Below are 15,502 nucleotides of genomic sequence, written 5' to 3'. Positions count from 1 at the left end.
GGCAATCCCGTTGCTGCGAGCGCTTCCAATGCTAGGGTTGTTCTCTCCAGAGGAAAGCAAAGTCGTTGGGGAGCGCGTAGTATTTCTTCATCCATTTCTCGATCTGAGGTTTTTCGTAAGGCATCTTTTCGGCGTATCGAGGCTTAGGAAGTTTAAGTAGGGTCACGGAACTTTGGGGGCTTTTCTCGTGATTTATCTCGTGGCTTGCGGCAATCAGCTTCGCGTGATTGACCGAGTTCACTTCGAGGTTTGCCTTATATCCTGTATAGATGCTCTCTGCATTTGAGGCTGCAAATGGAAGCGCTGCTAAGATAACCGCATAGACGACGGGCCTCGGTCCGACGCAGAACAGTTGAGCGAAAATAAAGGTTACCGGGATCATCATCAAGAAGAAAAATGTCAGCAGAGATCGTCCGGCGACGCCCGGTGCCACTGAGAGCAAAGCCAATGAGGCGACTGCTGCGATATATGTAGAAAGCACGATTGCATCGAACTTGAATTTCGTTCTTAAGAGGAACAGGAGCGCCCCGTACGCAAAAAATGTCGCCGCAAAGAAAAGCGAGAGCGAGATGGTATAGCAAATGCTGATCAATGTCAGCATGAACAGCGTGATAGCAATGGGCTTTGATTTGCGTGCGGAAGATTTAATGAGCAGAACGAACAAAAAGACGAATGACGCAGCGAGTACGGCAAGGAGGATACGCCCTTCCGGGTGGGCGAAAATCCAATGGGTCAATGCCTTGGCGTTAATGGTTAGTGTTTCGGTGAGGCTGTTCGACGGATAAGCAGAGATATTTTTTCTGCTGAAATTTCCAGGTGCGAATGTCGTGATGATGGCAATCAGAAAAACTGGGCTGGTGAGTTTCAAATCCCTAAATGCCTGCGCAGCGTCGAATTTTGGAAGCTGCCTCAGAATCGTATATGAAATCACAAATGCAACGACAGCAAAAGACATCTGCTCATGAAAAGCTGCAGCGCAGGCCAGAAGTAATGTCGAAATGAGGTGGAATGCTTTTCGTCTTTGAATCAAATAGGCGGCGCACAAGAAAAGCGAGATTCCCCAAACATAAGCGACCGAGGCCGAGAACCAATATAGGCCGCCGGCTACAGAATATTGCGGCAGTGACAGAAAATATACAATCGGTACAATTATCAGCGGGTGAAAGACTCTTTTCTGCGGGGAAAGTTTTATTGCCAAAAAAACGATTGAGAGAATGATCCCGACTTGCGCTAGCCTGACATATTCAATGCCGAGTTTGAAGATGTTGATTTGAACAAAGAATGCAACGAATCGGCCCGACCAATTCACGTACTCTCCGTAAAGGAAGGCGAGCAGCTGCGTCAGGGTGAAGTTCCGTCCGGTAAATCCCGTTTGCTCGCCAACATAGGATAAGGTCGCATATCCCCAATCGTCGTGATAGGGAAAGACCATGTTGTGTTGCGCGAACAAGAAAGCGATGAATCCGGAAATGACGAGAGCCGATATGCCGGACGCGATCCTTCCGTGGGCCGGCGGATTGACGCTGCCGGACGAAAGAAGGTTATTTGCCGTGACCTGAAAGGAATGCATGTTCAACTTGAGATACGTCATGGTGTGATTGCAATGAGTCCTTCGATCGAAGTGCGCGGCGCCGCCCTCGAATGATGAGATGGCGCGTCGGGTGCTTCCCTCTCCGCGGGCTGTTGTTCCTTCTTTTAGGTCCCGTTGGCCGCTGAGTTCGCGACCGAGACGAGGGTGTCGGGCGACTGCCGCTGGAACGGGTCGAGTGGTTCGGATGAGCGCCGTGCGATTACGGGCACGCCCGCTGCTGATCTGGCCTGCCGAATCTTCGCATGGGAGCTGGTATGCTGAACACCCATGGGCGACGGACAGCGGCATCTTCGCCCTCTACGGTGGCCGTGATTTCCTAGAGTGTGGATCCGAAGAATGGTTGAGACCGAGGGTTTTAATGATCGTTTTTGGCGTTTGGCGCGCCCGCTTCTGTTTCGGCTCGACGCCGAGCGCGCACACGACTCGACGCTGGCGCTGCTCGGGTTATGGTCGCGTTGGTTCGCGGGCCGTTTGGGTGCGGCGGATCTTGCGCGCGCCCCAGGCCATGCCGTCGACGCGATGGGCCTTCATTTCCCCAACCCGATCGGTCTTGCGGCGGGTCTGGACAAGAACGCCGTGGCCGTGTCCGCCTGGCAGGCGCTGGGTTTCGGCTTCATCGAGGTCGGGACCATCACGGCGCTGGCTCAACCCGGCAACCCGAAGCCACGCCTATTTCGTCTGCCGGCGGACGAGGCGCTGATCAACCGGATGGGTTTCAACAACGCGGGTGCAGATGCGGCGGCGATCCGGCTGGAGCGGCTGCGTGCGCGGGACATCCTTCAGGTTCCCTTGGGCGTCAACCTGGGCAAGTCTAAGGTCACGCCGGCGGAGGAGGCGGCGGACGACTATCGGCGTAGCTTCGAGCGGGTCGGTCACCTCGCGGATTATGTGGTCGTGAATATCTCGAGTCCGAACACGCCCGGCTTGCGTGATCTGCAGCGGGTCGAGGAGGTGACGCGCATCATCGAGGCGATCCAGGGCCCCAATCAGCGTCTCGCCCGGCCCAAGCCTCTGCTGGTCAAGCTCGCACCGGACCTCTCCGACGAGGAGGCGATCGACTGCGCCCGCGCGGCATTGGATGCGGGCTGTTCCGGCCTGATCCTGACCAACACCAGCATCCGCTTTGAAGGGCTCCGCAGCGGCACCGAGGGCATGAGCGGCGGTCTTTCGGGCCGTCCGATCCTGGAGCGGAGCACCGCCCTGCTGGGACTGGTCCGGCAGGCCGTCGGTCCGGACCCGGTGCTCGTCGGTGTCGGGGGTGTCATGGACCCCGCGGGCGCGGCGGCCAAGCTTGCGGCAGGTGCGGATCTCGTGCAGATCTACAGCGGACTCATCTACCGTGGGCCCGGGTTCGTGCGCGAGCTGCTGCGCGGGATTTCGCGCTGAGGCCCACCGCGCCGGGACTTCGTGCATCGGCGCTTCTCGGTGTTTGCGACCTCCGCCCTTATGTGGTCCGGATGGGCTATGGTTTAATGCGGGCTTGCGAGCCAACGACACTGCTTCAACATGATCCTCGACAGCACCCATCGTAAGGCCCGGGTCGAGCGCAACACTCTGGAGACCCGGATCCGCGTGGCACTGGATCTGGACGGATCCGGACGCTCGGACCTGCACACGGGCGTGCCTTTCCTGGACCACATGCTCGATCAGGTCGCGCGACATGGTCTGATCGATCTCGACATCCAGGCCGAGGGCGATCTGCATATCGACGCCCACCACACGGTGGAAGACATCGGCATCACGCTCGGTCAGGCGCTGGCGCAGGCGCTCGGGGAAAAGAAGGGCCTGCGTCGTTACGGTCATGCCTATGTCCCGTTGGACGAGGCCCTGTCGCGTGTCGTGGTCGATCTGTCCGGTCGCCCCGGGCTGGAGTTCAACGTCGACTTTACCCGCGCCATGATCGGCGGGTTCGATGTCGATCTCTTCCGTGAATTCTTTCAAGGTCTGGTGAACCACGCGGCCATGACGCTGCACATCGACAATCTGCGCGGGGCCAACGCGCACCACCAGGCCGAGACGGTCTTCAAGGCGTTCGGACGTGCCTTGCGCATGGCCGTAGAGCCGGATCCGCGGATGGCCGGGATCACCCCGTCCACCAAGGGCGCGCTTTGAGACTGGACCCACGTCGTCACCGTTGCCTGATGTCTCGGCAGGGAGGCGCCTATCCGAAATCCGACAGCGAGTGACCGATCCATGTTGCTGATTCCCGCAATCGACTTGAAGGACGGCCGCTGTGTGCGCCTGCGTCAGGGCCGGATGGACGAGGCGACCGTCTTCTCCGACGATCCGGTGGACACCGCGGCACGCTGGGTCGGCGAGGGCGCGCGCCGATTGCATTTGGTCGACCTCAACGGCGCCTTTGCCGGCATGCCGGTCAACGGGGAGGCCATTCGCGGCATCGCCGAGATGTTCCCCGAGCTCCCGATCCAGGTCGGCGGCGGCATCCGCGACGAGGCGACCATCGAGGGCTACCTGAGTGCCGGCGTGACCTACTGCATCATCGGGACCCAAGCCGTGAAGGAGCCGGTCTTCGTCGAGCGGGCCTGTCGGTCCTTTCCCGGCCAGATCATGGTCGGACTCGATGCGAAAGACGGGCAGGTCGCCATCGAGGGCTGGGCGCACGTGACCGAGCATCTTGCAGAGGATCTCGCGAAGCGGTTCGAGGACGCAGGTGTCGCGGCCATCATCTACACCGATATCGGCCGCGACGGCATGATGAACGGGCCCAATGTGGAGGCGACCCGGGCGTTGGCCGGGGCGATCCGCATCCCGGTGATTGCCTCCGGCGGCATCACGGTCATCGACGACGTGCGTGCGCTTGCGGAGGTGGCAAGCTGCGGCATCATCGGGGCCATTACGGGCCGTGCCATCTATGAAGGGACGCTCGACTTCGCCGAGGGCCAGCGCCTCGCGGACAGCTTGAGCCCGCGTTGAGCCGGGTCCAATTGCACACACGCGCAGCCGGGGAGTGTCGACACCGGAAGCGCTCCGAGGAGATCGAGGATGTCTGAAGATTGGCTCGACGCCATCAAATGGGACGCTCAGGGATTGGTGCCTGCGATCGCGCAGGAGCACGGGACCGGGACCATCTTGATGATGGCCTGGATGAATCCCGAGTCGCTGCAGTTGACCCGAGAGACCGGGCACGCGGTCTACTGGTCGCGCTCGCGCGGGCGGCTCTGGCATAAGGGCGAGGAGTCGGGCCATCAACAGGTGGTGCACGCCATCCGGATCGACTGCGACGCGGACGTCGTGCTCCTGGATGTCGAGCAGAAGGGCGGGATCGCCTGCCATACGGGGCGTCACAACTGCTTTTTTCGCGAGCTCGATGCGCAGGGGCGTTGGGTCGAAGTCGCGCCTGTCCTGAAGGATCCGCAGGCGATTTACGGGAAGGCGTGATCGATCATGAATGACTTGCTCGAGCGGTTGTCGGATGTTCTGGAGTCGCGAAAAGGGGCGGATCCGGGAAGCTCCTATGTTGCAGGCCTTTATTCCAAAGGGCTCGACGCCATCCTCAAGAAGATCGGCGAGGAAGCGACCGAAACCGTCATGGCGGCCAAGGACGGTGTCCCGGAGAAGATCGTGTACGAGGTTGCGGATCTCTGGTTCCACACCCTGGTTCTGCTCGCTCAGCAGGGGCTCGGTCCGGCCGATGTCCTGGCGGAGCTGGACCGACGTTTCGGCCTCTCGGGGTTGGAGGAAAAGGCCGGTCGCGGGTCCTGATCTGGACGCGGTTTAATCACCGACCTCGGGCCACCGAAGACTAACCGCGTCTTTGGGATTGCGGTATGATCCGGGCGCTTCGGGTCCCTTGGACAAAGGTGCCGAAGACATCGAGAATCCAGCCGATGGAATTCGTTTCGTCGGCCTCCCCACTGAATCGAGTCGACCGTCTCAATACGACGGTACGGAGGAAAACATGGGCGCTGGTGGCATCAGTATCTGGCAGCTTCTGATCATCCTGGTCATCGTGCTGCTGTTGTTCGGAACCAAACGACTAAAGGGTATCGGCTCCGATCTTGGCAACGCGATCAAGGGCTTCCGCAGTGCCATGTCCGAGAGCGAGAAGGCCGAGGCAGAAGCCGAAGCCAAGCGGGTCGAGCAGACAGCCGAGAAGCGCGTCGCCGACGGCGAACCGGTCAAACACGAGCCGGTGAAGCCATCGGACAAGTCCGCCTGAGGCGTTCCCTAAGCGAGGCGGTCACGCGAGGTTGCCATGTTCGACATGGGTTTCTGGGAGCTTGTGGTGATCGGTGTCGTGGCCCTCGTCGTGATAGGGCCCGAGCGCTTGCCGAAAGTCGCGCGTATTGCGGGACTTTGGCTGGGGCGCGCGCGCCGCACCCTGGCGTCGGTGCAGGACGAAATCCGGCGTGAGCTCAAGGCCGACGAGCTCAAGGAGATTCTCGACAAGCAGGCGCGCAGCCGGCCGCTGGAGAGCATTCTCGAGGAGCCGGCGAAACGCAACGCCTCGCCTGCCTCAGGCACCGAATCCGCTCGCGAACCCCAGCAAGGCCAGCCATCCGCCGGGCTCGGCGAATCGACCTCGGCCGCCCGGCCGACCGAGCGAGACGCTCCCGCGAGCTGACCGCGCCGATCCGGCGGACTGATCCACACACGTCGGGCAAACCGACGCATCGCTCGCCCGATCCGCACGCCGAGCCGCCATCCAACCAGCGACGAGAACATCACCCATGTCCCCCGCGATGCAGCCCGACGATCCGGGTGCCGAACAGCCTTTCGTCTCCCATTTAATCGAGCTGCGCGATCGTCTGATCCGCATGTCGATCGCGATCTTCGTGGTGTTCTTGGCGCTCTTCCCGTTCGCCAACGAGATCTACACCTTCGTCGCGGCGCCCTTAATGGCGCAGTTGCCCGAAGGCAATACGATGATCGCGACACAAGTCGCCGCGCCCTTCTTGACGCCCTTCAAGTTGGCCCTGATCGCTGCGGTTTTCCTCTCGATGCCCTTCCTGCTCTATCAGTTTTGGGGGTTCGTCGCGCCCGGGCTCTACAAGCACGAGAAGCGCCTGGCCACGCCGCTGCTGATCTCGAGCATCTTCCTGTTCTACATCGGCGTCGCGTTTGCTTATTTTCTCGTCTTCCCGCTGATCTTTGCATTTCTGTCGGCATCCACTCCGGACGGAGTTGCGATGATGACGGACATCTCGGCGTATCTGGATTTCGTGCTGGCCCTCTTCTTCGCCTTCGGAATAGCCTTCGAAATCCCGATCGCCACGATCCTGCTGGTGGCCGTCGGGATCACGACCCCGGCCGACCTTGTCCGGATGCGTCCATACGTGATCGTCGGCGCCTTCGTTGTCGGCATGCTGTTGACACCGCCCGACGTCATCTCTCAGACGTTGCTGGCCGTGCCCATGTGGTTGCTCTTCGAGCTGGGGATCGTCTTCTCGAAGGTCCTGGTGCGCAAACGCGCGAACGACACCGACGAAGACCCGGATCCCGACGCCTCGGACAGCGCGTCCTCGCGCGCGCCATCAACCCCTGACGGTCCGATCGGCGGATCGACCATGGGCCGAGTGACGCCTCGACCCCAGACGCGCGAGATCGGGCGCGATCTCGATCCTCACTTCGACGACCCGGATCGCTGGCAGCCCTTGAGCGAGTCCGAGATGGAGGCCGAGCTGGATCTGATCGAGGCCGACGAGATCCTGGATGCGCCTCGGCACTTCGGGCCGGACGCCACTCAGACCACGCAAACCGCGATCCCCGCTGGTGCTCCGGCGATCAATTCGGTCGAGGAAAAGATTCGGCGGGCGAACCGGCTGCGCGAGCTCGGCAGCACCTTCGCCGCGCGCACGGTCCTCTACGAGGTGCTGGAGGAGGGGGATGCCGACCAGCGGCGGGTGGCACGCAACATCCTCAATCAACTCGACGAGGCTTGAGGCTGTTCCAAACCGCTCTCCCTCGATCGGCGTTCCGTTCACCTGCGTTTCGGTCGGCTGCCGGTCGAGGCTTGTCGCTCTGCCGGCGCTGCTGCCTACCATCGCGCGATTACCCGTCACCTGCGATGGGCCTATCTCGCGGCCGTTCTCGTTGCGGCGCAGGTGTTCACGGTCTCGTTGTCGGGGGATGAGCCTTTGGCTGAGGGGGGCTGCCGGAACCGCCCTCGACGGTCACCACTGGCCCTACTCGCCATGCATGCCGAGGTTCCCGGCGCCTTGCGGGCCGCCGCGTCGAGCGTGTCGAGTCTCTCGGCCCGCGCTGCCGGATAACGCGTCGGCCGTACTACGCGACCTCTTCAGTCACTCCGGGGCAGTTACGGTGCCGAGCGCGCATCGGTCGACACCTGTGCTGAAATAATTGCTTTTTTCAATGCCATTGCTACGATAGTATAAATTTATGCCACCATTCAAAGATCGGAATCCCAATGGGCTCAGGATCCCAAATTCACTATAAGCAGAATCGACTCAAACAATTGCGCGCCTTTTGCCATGCGGCGCGCACCGGCAGCGTCAGTGCTGCAGCCGAGAAGATCTTTCTCAGTCAACCCACCGTATCGTTGCAGATCCAGGCGCTGGAGCGCGAGTTCAGCACTGTATTGTTCGAGCGGCGCGGCCCCAAGATCAAGCTGACTCCCGAGGGCGATTTGCTCTTCCAGATGGCCGAGCCCCTGGTCGAGGGTATGGACAAGCTCCATGAGGCCTTCGCCACGCAATGCGGTCGCGTCGACCGGGGCGTTTTGAACATCGCCGCCGGTGAGTCGACCATCCTCTACATCCTGCCCGACCCGGTGCGAGCCTTCGTCGACCAGTATCCGGGGATCGAGCTGAAGATGCACAACGTGACTGGCCGCGACGGGCTGGCCATGTTGCGCGCGGACGAGGTCGACCTCGCCGTGGGCTCGATGCTGGATGTGCCCGACGACATCACCTATCGCCCGTTCGTGACCTATCAGCCGACGCTCATCACGCCGAAGGACCATCCCCTTGCGGGTAAGGAGTCGGTGACCCTCGAAGAGATCGCCCCCTACGGTCTGATCCTGCCGCCGCGGCATCTCAGTACCTGGCGGATGGTCGATCTGGTCTTCAAGCAGCACAACCTGGCCTACCGGGTCACCCTGGAGGCGGGCGGCTGGGAGGTCATCAAGAAATACGTCGAGTTGGGCCTGGGGATCTCGATCGTGACGGATGTCTGTCTGACCGGTGACGAAAACTTGAGTAGAATCCCCCTGTCTCAGTATTTCCCGAAGCGCAGCTACGGTATTGTACAGAGGCGCGGGAAATTTCTGTCGCCCCAGACCAAGTGCTTCATGAAGACGCTTGATCGCGCGTTTGCCGACCGGATCGTGGAACCGCAACCTCAAAACGTGGGCGATGTCGAAGAATGGGAAGATGCTTATCTGGGATGATGACCCTGCGCTCGGCCGCAGAGGACGGCACCGAAGGCTTTTCGAGGGCGGCATGACGTGAAATTTGCTCTCGTGCGCATAGCGAATGTGCTTGATCCGAACAGGATTCGTGCACAATTAAAACCAACCGTGTACCACTGACATCAGGTGAGTAGAGCCCAACAACTATGGAACTCACAAAACGCATCGGGCAGCGCCTGCGCGCTGCGCGCCAAGATCAGAAGCTGAGCTTATCGGAGCTCTCGGGTCGCACCGAGTCGCTCTCCAAATCACGCATCAGCAACTATGAGCAGGGGATTCGCCGCATGGGTCTCGAAGAGGCCCAAGAGCTTGCCGTGGCCCTCGGCACCGTGACCCCGACCTACCTCTTGTGTCTCGACGACAAGGATCCGCTCTCGGTTCGAGAGCGAGAGCTCGTGGAGTATTTTCGGCAGGCCGACGAGCGAGGCAAGGAGACGATCGTCAAGGTCGCTTCGGACCAGTCCGGCTTCGTCGCGGACTAGCGTCGGCATGCCGCCGTGCGCGGCATGCCTTCGGGTCGATTTGTTCTACTTGTAGGCGCCGACTCCGCAGAAGAAGCCCTGGTCGTTCGTCATCACATAGCTGGTTTTCTCGCGAATCTCCTCCGTGCCCGGATAGGGCCAGTTATAGTCGACCCAACCTTTGCCCGTGCTGCTCGCAACGGCGATCATGTTCTTGAAGAGCGTGTCGCCGTACTTGTCGAAATCCAGAAGATTTTTGCCGACTAGCTCTGGTTTGATCGCGTGCGACAACATGACGCCGTCCATGTCCATGCAGAAGACATAGAGGTCGCGATCCTGGAAGCCGCCGTCCGCAGCGGCAAAGGCCGCAAAGGCCTGCTCGCTTCCCATCTCGTTGACGGCAGCCTGCGCTTTCTGAGAAAGGGCCTTGGCTTCGTCCGGCGAAGCCATCTCCGCGGCGATTGCGTTGCCCGTGAGCATCATCGCCACAGCTGCAAGCAGAAGTTTGTGCATTCTCCATCTCCTTATATTGTTTATAGGGTTTTGCCGAAACGACGATAGTACAGATCCCGGCTTAGATCCAGATTGTTCGATCTTGGCGCGGCGATCGTCCCCGAACGCCCCATTTCATTCTCCGTTTGCACGAATCCGGTGCGCCCTCTCGCCTGCGACCTCGCGCGGGGCCGCCAAACATGGGGCATCCGTTTTGGCCTGATTCCTGCTAGTTGTGCTGCCGGACGTCCTCGTCCCCGAAGCCATCACCCATGTGACGCATGACGAACAGGAGCCAGAACGTATGCTTAGACGCGACCCGATCAAATCGGTCTTGCTCGGCACGGGCCTCGTGCTTGGATTGACCGCCGGATCTATGGCCCAGTCCGCGGACGACACCATCAAGGTCGGGGTCCTACACTCGCTCTCGGGCACCATGGCCATCAGTGAAACGACACTGAAAGACACCGTCTTGATGCTGGTGGACGAGCAGAACAAGAAGGGCGGTCTGCTCGGCAAGAATCTCGAGGCCGTGGTGGTCGACCCGGCATCGGACTGGCCGCTCTTCGCCGAGAAGGCACGCGAGCTGCTGACCCAAGACAAGGTCGCCGTGGTCTTCGGCTGCTGGACATCGGTGTCGCGCAAGTCTGTGCTGCCGGTCTTCGAGGAGCTCAACGGTCTGCTCTTCTACCCAGTCCAGTACGAGGGCGAGGAGTCATCCAAAAACGTCTTCTACACGGGTGCAGCGCCGAATCAGCAGGCGATCCCGGCGGTCGATTATCTGAAGAACGAGCTGGGTGTGGAGCGTTGGGTGCTCGCCGGCACGGACTATGTCTATCCGCGCACCACCAACAAAATCCTCGAAGCCTACCTCAAGCAAAACGGGGTCGCCGAAGAGGACATCATGATCAACTACACGCCCTTCGGTCATTCGGATTGGCAGTCCATCGTCTCCGATATCAAGCGCTTCGGCTCCGAGGGCAAGAAGACCGCCGTGGTCTCGACCATCAACGGCGACGCCAATGTTCCCTTCTACAAGGAGCTGGGCAACCAAGGCGTCTCCGCCGAGGACATCCCGGTCATCGCCTTCTCGGTCGGCGAGGAAGAGCTCTCGGGCATCGACACCAAGCCGCTGGTCGGCCACCTCGCTGCCTGGAACTATTTCATGAGCGTCGACGACCCGGCCAACAGCAGCTTCATCGAGACCTGGCACGGCTTCACCAAGAACGACAAACGCGTGACCAACGACCCGATGGAGGCGCACAAGATCGGCTTCGATCTCTGGGTTCAAGCGGTCGAGAAGGCCGGCACGACGGATCCGGACGCGGTACAGGCCGCCATCATCGGCCTGGAGACCAAGAACCTCACGGGCGGAACCGCCAAGATGCTGCCCAACCACCACATCACCAAACCGGTGCTGATCGGCGAGATCCAGGAAGACGGACAGTTCGCCGTCGTCTGGTCGACGGAAGAAGAGGTCCCCGGCGACGCTTGGTCCGATTTCCTTGAAGGATCCAAGGATCTGACCGCCGATTGGACCCCGCCGGTCATGTGCGGCAACTTCAACACGGTGACCAAGACCTGTCTCGGCGCTCAGGCGCAATAGTCATTGAACCGCGTCCAGCTGGACGCGGTTCAAGTGTTCACGTGAATTGGGAAAGGAGTTACCGGCGTGTTAGGTGCGAATTTATTCGCACGCATGCCGGTTTCGTCCGCGGGGCGTTCGGCGGCGCTAACGTCGGGGCTGTGCGAATAAATTCGCACCTACAGGCTGGGCGCTGAGTTTCCGGGCATTGCCTTGGTGTTGTGAATGGGCGTTATCAGAGAGCTTCCGACCGCAGCGAGTATCACGATGCCCATGAATCCGACATGCCGATCGCGACGATTCCCGCACCTAGGGGGCCTTGGTCTCGTCTTTGGTGTCCTGATTCTGATGATGCTGCCGCTCGGCAGTATGGCCGATGAGATCGACGCGGCCTTGATCGACCTGAGCGACCGTTCGTTCGAGGTCAAGCAGGCCGCGGTCGATGTGATCGCCGCCGGCGGCGACCCGCGCGCGGGGACGCTCCTAGAAGCCCTCTTGGGCGGTAACCTCTACGCGCGCGAGTCGGATCGACGTCCGGTGCTGGTCGCGCCCTCTCCCGGCGGGTATCGGCTGACCGACGCGCTTGACGGCAGCGACCTCGGCGAGGTCGAGCGCGGCGCGGTGAAGAAGATCACCATCAACAACCGCATGCGCAACCAACTGCGCACGGCGATCGCCGCCCTCACGCTCGCGAGTCCCGATCCAGAGATTCGCCTCAAAGCTGCGCAACAGATGCTGGGCGACGCCAACCCGATCGTCGTCGAGGCGATCCGCGACCAGCTCGGGCGCGAGGACGATCAGCGCGTCCGCGATTACCTGGATCTGAGCCTGGCACTGGCCAGTTTGCGCGACGAGGCCCCGGCGGCTCGGCTTGCTGCAGTGAACGCGCTTTCGGGGAGTCTCTATCCTGCCGCACGCAACGCCCTGACCAAATTGCTGAGCGACGAGCCTGATCCGGAGGTCCGTGCCGCCGCCGAGCGCTCGCTCGCTGCGATCGAGCAGAAGCTCAAGCTCAACGCGGCGGCGGAGACGCTCTTCTTCGGGCTCAGCCTCGGCTCGGTGCTGGTGCTCGCCGCCATCGGTCTGGCGATCACCTTCGGGGTCATGGGCGTCATCAACATGGCCCACGGCGAGCTGATCATGATCGGGGCCTACACGACCTATCTGGTCCAGCAGGCGATGCCCGGATTCCTCGACTACTCGCTGTTTGTCGCCATCCCGGCGGCCTTCGTGGTCGCGGGCTTGCTCGGGGTTCTGATCGAGCGCAGCGTGATCCGCTTTCTCTACGGCCGACCGCTCGAAACACTGCTCGCTACCTTCGGCATCAGCCTGATCCTTCAGCAACTCGTGCGCACAACCATCTCGGCCCAGAACGTCGCGGTGCAGAATCCGTCCTGGATGAGCGGTGCGCTTCAGATCAATCCGGCGCTCGCTCTGACGTACAACCGGCTCTACATCCTGATCTTCGCCTTGATGGTCTTCGTCGCCCTGCTGCTCATCCTCAAGCGCACCGCCTTGGGGCTGCAGGTGCGCGCGGTCGCTCAGAATCGGGCGATGGCGCGCTCGATGGGCGTACGCTCGGCGCGGGTCGATGCGCTCACGTTTGGTCTGGGTGCCGGCGTGGCGGGCGTCGCCGGTGTCGCTCTGTCCCAGCTCACCAACGTCGGTCCCAACATGGGGCAGGCATACATCATCGATTCCTTCATGGTCGTGGTCTTCGGCGGGGTCGGAAACCTCTGGGGGACGCTGGTTGCCGGCTTGACCCTGGGCGTTGCGAACAAGCTGATGGAGCCCTGGGCCGGCGCGGTGCTCGCCAAGATCCTGGTGCTGGTCTTCATCATCCTCTTTATTCAGAAGCGCCCGCGCGGGCTCTTCCCGCAACGCGGACGCGCGGCCGACGGGTAAAGATGTCGGATTGGGCGTTCCGTCACGAGGATGGCTATCGGGCGACGTACGTCGACCCGATCGACAGGTTGAGTTTTTCGCGGTTTTGGAGACACGAGCATGGGTGTGGCCAGTGTGATGAGGGGCGACAGAGGCGGACAGGCGATGCTGGCCGTCCTGCTGGTCGTCGCGGTCGTGGTGCCGATCCTGAATCTGATGGTGCCCGAGTCCAGCCCCTGGCATGTTTCCACCTACACGGTCACGCTGCTCGGTAAGTATCTGACCTATGCGCTGCTCGCCGTCGCGGTTGATCTGGTGTGGGGTTATCTGGGCATCCTGAGTCTGGGCCATGCCGCCTTCTTCGGTCTCGGCGGCTATGCGATGGGCATGTATCTGATGCGTCAGATCGGCGACCGCGGTGTCTACGGTCACCCGGTGCTGCCGGATTTCATGGTCTTCCTGAACTGGTCGGAGCTACCCTGGTTCTGGCAGGGCTTCGACCTCTTCTGGTTCGCCGCGCTCATGGCCATCCTGGTCCCCGGGACCTTGGCCTTCATCTTCGGCTATCTCGCCTTTCGCTCGCGGGTCACCGGCGTCTATCTCTCCATCATGACCCAGGCGCTGACCTATGCCCTGATGTTGGCCTTCTTCCGCAACGAGATGGGCTTCGGCGGAAACAACGGCCTGACCGACTTCAAAGACATCCTGGGCTTCGATCTAAAGAGCGACGCAACACGGATCGGACTCTTTCTCGCCTCGGCGGGTGCATTGGCGCTCGGCTATCTGGCCTGCCGCTGGATCGTCACCTCGCGGCTCGGTCGTGTCGCGGTTGCGATCCGCGACGCCGAGGCGCGCACACGATTCATCGGATACCGGGTCGATCGGGTCAAGCTCGCCATCTTCACCTTCTCGGCGATGCTCGCAGGTGTTGCCGGGGCACTCTATGTTCCGCAGGTCGGCATCATCAATCCGGGCGAGTTCTCGCCGCTCAACTCCATCGAGCTGGTGATCTGGGTGGCCATCGGCGGTCGGGCGACGCTGTACGGCGCCGTCATCGGCGCCATCCTGGTCAACTACGGCAAGACCTACTTCACCGGCGCCTTCCCCGAGGCATGGCTCTTCGCCCTGGGCGCGCTCTTCGTCATCGTCACACTCTTTCTGCCCAAGGGGATCGCCGGCTTGGTCGGTATGATCAGGACCTGGCGACGATCGCGATCCCCCGCCGAGTCCGCAGCGGAGGCCGCACCATGAAACCGGTCGAGCAATTGCGCGAATCCATGCGCAAGGACCGGCAGTGGAGCTTCATGTACTCCATGCTGGACCTGGATCTGGATGTCAGCCAGGGCGTGATCCTGTATCTGGAAGGCGTCAGCGTCAGCTTCGACGGCTTCAAGGCGATCAATAACCTGAATTTTTACGTCAACGCCGGCGAGCTGCGCTGCGTGATCGGTCCGAACGGTGCCGGCAAGACGACCATGATGGACATCATCACCGGCAAGACCCGGCCGGATACCGGCAGCGCCTATTTCGGGCGGACCATCGATCTACTGAGACTTTCCGAGCCCGAGATCGCCGCGCTCGGGGTCGGCCGCAAGTTCCAGAAGCCGACCGTCTTCGAGTCGCACAGCGTCTTCGAGAACCTCGAGCTCGCAATGGCCGGAGACAAACGCGTCTTCCCGACCCTGTTCGCCCGACTCGGCGGCGAGCAACGCGACCGCATCCACGAGGTCCTGGGCATCATCGGTCTCCAGGAGCAGACCCACCGCGAGGCCGGCGCACTCTCGCACGGCCAGAAACAATGGCTCGAGATCGGCATGTTGTTGATGCAGGATCCCCATCTTCTGCTGGTCGACGAGCCGGTCGCCGGCATGACGCACCAGGAGATGGACCGCACCGCTGAGCTGCTGCTCTCGCTGGAGGGCAAGCACTCCGTAGTGGTCGTCGAGCACGACATGGATTTCGTCCGCTCCATCGCCAAGCGCGTCACCGTACTGCATCAGGGCTCGGTCCTCGCCGAAGGCAGCATGGACGAGGTGCAGAACGACCCGCGCGTGGTCGAGGTCTATCTGGGGGAATGAGCCCGGCTAAAACGCGTCTCG

General features: G+C 61.4%; 16 protein-coding genes. 14 read left to right on the top strand and 2 right to left on the bottom strand.

What is annotated here, in order from left to right:
* Positions 1-31: 31 nt before the first annotated feature.
* Positions 32-1,879, bottom strand: a complete 1,848-nt coding sequence (locus tag BLV04_RS08975) for a hypothetical protein (RefSeq protein WP_139191890.1) — start codon at positions 1,877-1,879, stop codon at positions 32-34.
* 48 nt (positions 1,880-1,927) lie between these two features.
* Between BLV04_RS08975 and BLV04_RS08970 the strand changes: the two genes are divergently transcribed.
* The 10 genes from BLV04_RS08970 to BLV04_RS08925 all read left to right on the top strand — a co-directional run bounded on the left by BLV04_RS08970 (position 1,928) and on the right by BLV04_RS08925 (position 9,463).
* Positions 1,928-2,977: a quinone-dependent dihydroorotate dehydrogenase gene (locus tag BLV04_RS08970; RefSeq protein WP_093030236.1), complete on the top strand. Its 1,050-nt coding sequence runs from the start codon at positions 1,928-1,930 to the stop codon at positions 2,975-2,977.
* A 120-nt stretch (positions 2,978-3,097) separates the two neighbouring features.
* On the top strand, positions 3,098-3,703 hold the full coding sequence (gene hisB, locus BLV04_RS08965; protein ID WP_093030233.1) for an imidazoleglycerol-phosphate dehydratase HisB: 606 nt from the start codon (positions 3,098-3,100) through the stop codon (positions 3,701-3,703).
* 81 nt (positions 3,704-3,784) lie between these two features.
* Positions 3,785-4,525, top strand: coding sequence for a 1-(5-phosphoribosyl)-5-[(5-phosphoribosylamino)methylideneamino]imidazole-4-carboxamide isomerase (gene hisA, locus BLV04_RS08960; RefSeq protein WP_093030230.1), 741 nt, complete (start codon positions 3,785-3,787; stop codon positions 4,523-4,525).
* 69 nt (positions 4,526-4,594) lie between these two features.
* The gene (hisI, locus tag BLV04_RS08955) at positions 4,595-4,990 is read left to right on the top strand and encodes a phosphoribosyl-AMP cyclohydrolase (protein ID WP_093030227.1); all 396 of its coding nucleotides are present in this window, start codon (positions 4,595-4,597) and stop codon (positions 4,988-4,990) included.
* Between the two features lie 6 nt (positions 4,991-4,996).
* Positions 4,997-5,314: a phosphoribosyl-ATP diphosphatase gene (locus tag BLV04_RS08950; protein WP_093030224.1), complete on the top strand. Its 318-nt coding sequence runs from the start codon at positions 4,997-4,999 to the stop codon at positions 5,312-5,314.
* A gap of 196 nt (positions 5,315-5,510) precedes the next feature.
* Positions 5,511-5,771, top strand: a complete 261-nt coding sequence (gene tatA, locus BLV04_RS08945; protein ID WP_093030221.1) for a twin-arginine translocase TatA/TatE family subunit — start codon at positions 5,511-5,513, stop codon at positions 5,769-5,771.
* Between the two features lie 36 nt (positions 5,772-5,807).
* Positions 5,808-6,176 carry a Sec-independent protein translocase protein TatB gene (gene tatB, locus BLV04_RS08940; RefSeq protein WP_093030218.1) on the top strand — a complete coding sequence of 123 codons (369 nt, stop codon included), beginning with the start codon at positions 5,808-5,810 and terminating at the stop codon, positions 6,174-6,176.
* 106 nt (positions 6,177-6,282) lie between these two features.
* Positions 6,283-7,494: a twin-arginine translocase subunit TatC gene (gene tatC / locus BLV04_RS08935; RefSeq protein ID WP_175534555.1), complete on the top strand. Its 1,212-nt coding sequence runs from the start codon at positions 6,283-6,285 to the stop codon at positions 7,492-7,494.
* Between the two features lie 485 nt (positions 7,495-7,979).
* Positions 7,980-8,960, top strand: a complete 981-nt coding sequence (locus tag BLV04_RS08930) for a LysR family transcriptional regulator (RefSeq protein WP_093030215.1) — start codon at positions 7,980-7,982, stop codon at positions 8,958-8,960.
* 167 nt (positions 8,961-9,127) lie between these two features.
* A complete protein-coding gene (locus BLV04_RS08925; protein ID WP_093030212.1) occupies positions 9,128-9,463 on the top strand; it encodes a helix-turn-helix domain-containing protein in 336 nt (111 codons plus the stop codon).
* A gap of 45 nt (positions 9,464-9,508) precedes the next feature.
* On the opposite strand, the gene BLV04_RS08920 is transcribed toward BLV04_RS08925, so the two are convergent.
* Positions 9,509-9,955, bottom strand: a complete 447-nt coding sequence (locus BLV04_RS08920) for a cache domain-containing protein (protein ID WP_093030209.1) — start codon at positions 9,953-9,955, stop codon at positions 9,509-9,511.
* Between the two features lie 283 nt (positions 9,956-10,238).
* On the opposite strand from BLV04_RS08920, the gene urtA reads away from it, so the two are divergent.
* The 4 genes from urtA to urtD all read left to right on the top strand — a co-directional run bounded on the left by urtA (position 10,239) and on the right by urtD (position 15,481).
* Positions 10,239-11,540, top strand: coding sequence for an urea ABC transporter substrate-binding protein (urtA, locus tag BLV04_RS08915; protein WP_093030206.1), 1,302 nt, complete (start codon positions 10,239-10,241; stop codon positions 11,538-11,540).
* A 327-nt stretch (positions 11,541-11,867) separates the two neighbouring features.
* Positions 11,868-13,424: an urea ABC transporter permease subunit UrtB gene (gene urtB / locus BLV04_RS08910; RefSeq protein WP_245731807.1), complete on the top strand. Its 1,557-nt coding sequence runs from the start codon at positions 11,868-11,870 to the stop codon at positions 13,422-13,424.
* Between the two features lie 99 nt (positions 13,425-13,523).
* A complete protein-coding gene (gene urtC / locus BLV04_RS08905) occupies positions 13,524-14,654 on the top strand; it encodes an urea ABC transporter permease subunit UrtC (RefSeq protein WP_217633678.1) in 1,131 nt (376 codons plus the stop codon).
* Positions 14,651-15,481 carry an urea ABC transporter ATP-binding protein UrtD gene (gene urtD, locus BLV04_RS08900; RefSeq protein WP_093030200.1) on the top strand — a complete coding sequence of 277 codons (831 nt, stop codon included), beginning with the start codon at positions 14,651-14,653 and terminating at the stop codon, positions 15,479-15,481. The genes urtC and urtD overlap by 4 nt, the downstream gene beginning before the upstream one ends.
* Positions 15,482-15,502: the final 21 nt, after the last annotated feature.

Source organism: Thiocapsa roseopersicina (assembly GCF_900106925.1).
Taxonomy (GTDB): Bacteria; Pseudomonadota; Gammaproteobacteria; order Chromatiales; family Chromatiaceae; genus Thiocapsa; species Thiocapsa roseopersicina.
The sequence above is the reverse complement of the archived record's forward strand: the minus strand, read 5'-3'. Positions and strand labels throughout refer to the sequence as shown.